General features: G+C 71.5%; 4 protein-coding genes and 1 riboswitch. Of the genes, 1 reads left to right on the top strand and 3 read right to left on the bottom strand.

Translation table 11 applies throughout. The annotated features are described in order from the left end of the window. From LI92_RS20085 to LI92_RS20095, 3 genes are all read right to left on the bottom strand, one after another. Window positions 1-927, bottom strand: a 927-nt coding sequence (locus LI92_RS20085; protein ID WP_046322029.1) for an ABC transporter ATP-binding protein, incomplete at its 3' end; no start/stop codon positions are given. Next, a complete protein-coding gene (locus tag LI92_RS20090) occupies window positions 924-1,964 on the bottom strand; it encodes a FecCD family ABC transporter permease (RefSeq protein ID WP_046322030.1) in 1,041 nt (346 codons plus the stop codon). The genes LI92_RS20090 and LI92_RS20085, both read right to left, overlap by 4 nt. After that, a complete protein-coding gene (locus LI92_RS20095) occupies window positions 1,961-3,154 on the bottom strand; it encodes an ABC transporter substrate-binding protein (RefSeq protein ID WP_046322031.1) in 1,194 nt (397 codons plus the stop codon). Before LI92_RS20095 ends, LI92_RS20090 begins: the two co-directional genes overlap by 4 nt. A gap of 38 nt (window positions 3,155-3,192) precedes the next feature. Then, a riboswitch (cobalamin riboswitch) is annotated at window positions 3,193-3,379 on the bottom strand. Window positions 3,380-3,585: 206 nt separating this feature from the next. Between LI92_RS20095 and LI92_RS20100 the strand changes: the two genes are divergently transcribed. Continuing rightward, window positions 3,586-4,203, top strand: a 618-nt coding sequence (locus LI92_RS20100) for a cobyric acid synthase (protein ID WP_046322032.1), incomplete at its 3' end; no start/stop codon positions are given.

A 4,203-nucleotide genomic window follows, 5' to 3' on the forward strand; every position in this document is an offset into this window, starting at 1 on the left:
ATGTGTATAAGAGACAGCGTCGCGGTTGTCCGGGGGGCCGAAACCCTCCCGGGCCAGTACCCGGTACAGGGCCGAACGCAGCGGTTCGGCGGCATCGACTCGCGCGGTGCGCACGCGGCGGTCGCCGGCGCGGGTGTCGAGCTCGAACATCCCGCTGCCCGGGTCGAAACGCAACGTGTCGTTGCCGAACATCTCGCCGATGCGCCCGGACAACATCAGCTCCTCGCCGACGGTATCCACGCAGGTGCCCGCCGGATCCATCAGCCACACCCGGTCGGCCACCCGCAGCGCCAACTCCAGGTCATGGGTGCTGAGCACCACCGCCATCTGCTGCTCGCGGGCCAGCTCACGCAGCAGGCCGAACAGCGCGGCCCGCGAGGACACGTCCAGGAATGCGGTCGGCTCGTCGAGGATCAGCAGACCCGGCTGTTGGGCGAGCGCCCGCGCGGTCAGGACGCGCTGGCATTCGCCGTCGGACAGTTCGGCGGCCGGTCGCGCCGCCAGATGCTGCGCGCCGGTCGCCGTCAGCGCCCAGTCGACGATCTGCTCGTCGGCCGGGCGCAGCCGGGCGCCCAAGCCCAGATGCGGAATGCGGCCGAGTCCGACCAGTTCCCGCGCCGACAACAGACCGGGATCCCCCCGCCCGGTCAGCACCACCGCCACCCGGCGGGCCAGCTCGTCGCGGGGCAGCGCGGTCAGCTCGGCGCCGTCCAGCAGGACACGTCCGCCCAGGGCCGGCTGCAGACCCGCCAGCGTGCGGATCAGGGTGGACTTGCCCGCGCCGTTGGGTCCGATCAGCACGGTCAGCTCACCGCGGCGCGCGCGTGCGGTCAGCCCGGCCGCCACCGTCACCGATCGGCGCCGCCGGCGGTAACCGATCGCCAGGCCGTCGAGCTCGACCGCCGGTGCGGCGCCCGGGCCCGTCATGCCGGCAACCCCGCTCCGCGGCGGGCCCGCAACAGCACCGCGATCACCAACGGTGCTCCGATCAGCGCGGTGACCGCGTTGATCGGGATCACCACGTCGCTGCCCGGCGCCTGACTGACGATGCCGCAGGCCAGCGCGGCGGCAGCGCCCAGCAGGGTCACCGCCGGCACCACCACCCGGTGGTCGGAGGTGCCCATCACGATCCGGGCGACGTGCGGCACCACCAGCCCGAGGAACGCGACCGGCCCGCAGAATGCGGTGGTCACCCCCGCCAGCAGCGACGCCGAGGCCACCGTCACCACCCGGGCCCGCCGGACATCGATGCCCATGGTCGCCGCGTAACCCTCGCCGAGCAGCAGGGCATTGAGCGGCCGGACCGTCAGCGCCGCGGTCACCAGCCCGACGGCCACCAGCGGCAGCAGCAACCGCAGGTCGGACCAGCTTGTTGCGGCGAAGCTGCCCAGGCCCCACAGCAGGTACTGCTGCACCCGCTGCGGATCGGAGTACACCAGCGCCAGACTCACCAGCGCGGTGCTGGCCGCGCCGACCATCACGCCGATCAGCAGCAGCGTCGCCGCCGAGCTGGTCCACCGGGACAGCACCAGTACCAGGGTGAGCATCGCCGCGGCCCCCAGCGCTGCGGCCAGCACCTGCGCCGCACGACCGGCACCGGCCAGGGCGGTGGTGAATCCACCGCCGGCCGCGCCGGCGGCCAGCACCACCCACGCGACTCCCAGGCTGGCTCCCGAGCTCACGCCGAGGATGTAGGGATCGGCCAGGGTGTTGCGGAACAGGGTCTGCAGCTGCAGGCCGGCGACCCCGAGTGCGGAGCCGGCGGCCAGCGCGGTGAGCACCCGCGGCAACCGCATGTTGCCCACGATCACCTGCCAGCGCGGATCGGAGGGCTGCGCACCCACCAGCACCCGAACCGTGTCAGGCAGCGGCACCCGCACCGGGCCCAGTGCCAGGCCCAGCAGGACCAGCAGTAGCACTACGGCGGCGAGAGCGGCCAGCACCGCCGCGACGCGCGGCCTCACGGCTGCACCCGCCGGTAGAACTCGAAGTCGTGCTGCTCGGCGAGGCCCGGGTGCAGGATCGCAATCAGGTCACCGAGCAGCAGATCCGGCCGGGCGGCTCCCCGTTCCCAGTAGGTGTTGCCGCCACCGGGGGACACCGCCTTGGTCGCCGACCACACCTGACCGGTTCGCAACGCGCTGAGCTCGCCGTATCTGCTGTCGAGGGCCACCGCGTCCGCGAGGGTCCGCCAGTCGTCGGTGACCAGCCACAGCGGCGCGGTCCCCGCCCGGGCGTAGACCGACTCGAAGTTCAGTCGGCGGCTCTGGGCGCCGGTGTCGGACAACCACGGGTAGGACCCGCCCGCGTCGGCGATCAGACGCCCCGCGTAGCTGTCGCCGGTGGGCATCGACCAGCTGCCGGAGTACATGGTGCCGACCAGGACCTCGACGGGTTCGACGGCTGCCGCCCGCGCCGCCCAGGAACGGTAGCCGTCACGGATGGACTCATAAACCTGGCCCGCCTGACGTTCGGTCCCGGTCAGCGCGGCGAACATCTTGATCCACTCGGCCCGGCCCAGCGGGGTGGGTTCCAGCCATTCGGCGTCGGCGACCACCGGGATACCGGCCGCACGCAGCGTGGCGTAGCCGGGATCGTCGATGCCGCCGGTGACCACCAGGTCCGGGGCGGCGCCGATCACGCTTTCGGTGTTGATCTGCCCGCCGGGGGCATAGCCGGCGACCTCGCCGGCCGCGATGCGAGCGCGCAGCCGCGGGTCGGCCACCGCGGCCGGGCTCGCCACCCCGGTGACCACGCCGGTTTGGCCGAGTTCGGCGATCATCGCCAGATGTGTCGTCGAGCCGGAATACAGGCTGCGCACCGGCACGGTGATCTGCTGGGCGTGAGCGAGTTCGCCGGTGAGCTGCGGCGCGGGCGCGCCGCAGCGCACCAGCACGTAGCGTTGCGGCTTGCCGCCGGGATAGGGCTGCGTGACGGTCAGGATCTGGTAGCTGCGGTGGTATTCGATGGCCACGTTGGTGGCCTCGGTCAGCGTCGACTTGTCCGGAAAGTAATCGGCGCCCGGATCGAAGTCGGTGATGCAGCCGGCGCGTGTCTGCGGTGTCCGGGAGGAGGTGGGTTCGCCCGAGCAGCCGGCCAACGTGGTGGCCAGTGCCACCAGTAGCGCAGGAGCTACCCGCAGCGCACGGTACATGGGCGCCAGTCAGCTTCCTCGGGGTACACCGCCCCGGTACGCAGGACGCGTTGACGTGAGTCTCCTGGCTCTCGGATCGCCGCTCGCCTCGCCTTCCAACCCCGCAACTGGCGGGCCGTGGCTGATGAGGGTCGCTCCCCGATGACAGTGGCGGGACCGCGCCGGATTTGCACTGGCTTCCTCAATCGTCATCGCCTTACCGGCGACATTGTTGCATGCCGTGCCGTGACCGGGCGGCCGCCGTCGTGGTGTGGACCCCGACCCGAAGACCATGGCGGCGCTGCGGCAGGCTTAGTGCAACGTAGAAGGCGACCTGGAGGATCGGTGGACGTCTGGATGCTCGGGATCGGTGGGGCGCCTCGGCGCGGGGTCGCGGGCGCGCTGCGGACGGGCGAGGACGCAGTGGACGTACTCGTGGTGCGGCGTACCTGATGGCGGGCATCCTGATCGCTGGAACCACCAGCGACGCTGGGAAGACTGTGGTGAGCACCGGAGTGTGCCGGGCGCTGGCCCGACGCGGGGTGCGGGTGGCGCCATACAAGGCGCAGAACATGTCGAACAACTCCATGGTGTGTGTCAGTGCCGAGGGGGCAACGACGGAAATCGGTCGGGCACAATGGATTCAGGCCCGTGCTGCGCGAGTCGAGCCGGAGCCGGCGATGAACCCGGTCCTGCTCAAGCCCGGCAGCGACCAGCAAAGTCATGTGGTGCTCATGGGACGGCCGTGGGGGAGCCTGTCGTCGGTGAACTGGATGCACGGTCGCGCAGCGCTGGCGCAGGCAGCGCACAGCGCCTACGACGACCTCGCCGCGCGCTATGACGTGATCGTTGCCGAGGGTGCGGGCAGCCCGACCGAGATCAACCTGCGCGCCGGCGATTACGTGAACATGGGCCTGGCTCGCCACGCCGGCCTGCCGGTTGTTGTCGTCGGCGACGTGGACCGTGGCGGGGTCTTCGCGGCGTTCTTCGGGACCGTCGCGCTGCTGTCGAGCGAGGACCAGGCACTGGTGGCGGGTTTCATCGTGAACAAGTTCCGGGGCCGGCTGCGG

This window comes from Mycobacterium sp. UM_Kg1 (assembly GCF_000972925.1).
Taxonomy (GTDB): Bacteria; Actinomycetota; Actinomycetes; order Mycobacteriales; family Mycobacteriaceae; genus Mycobacterium; species Mycobacterium hiberniae.

Coding starts and splice junctions, on each gene's coding strand:
- LI92_RS20095 (WP_046322031.1), bottom strand. CDS start 3,154: ATGTACCGTGCGCTGCGGGTAGCTCCTGCGCTACTGGTGGCACTGGCC.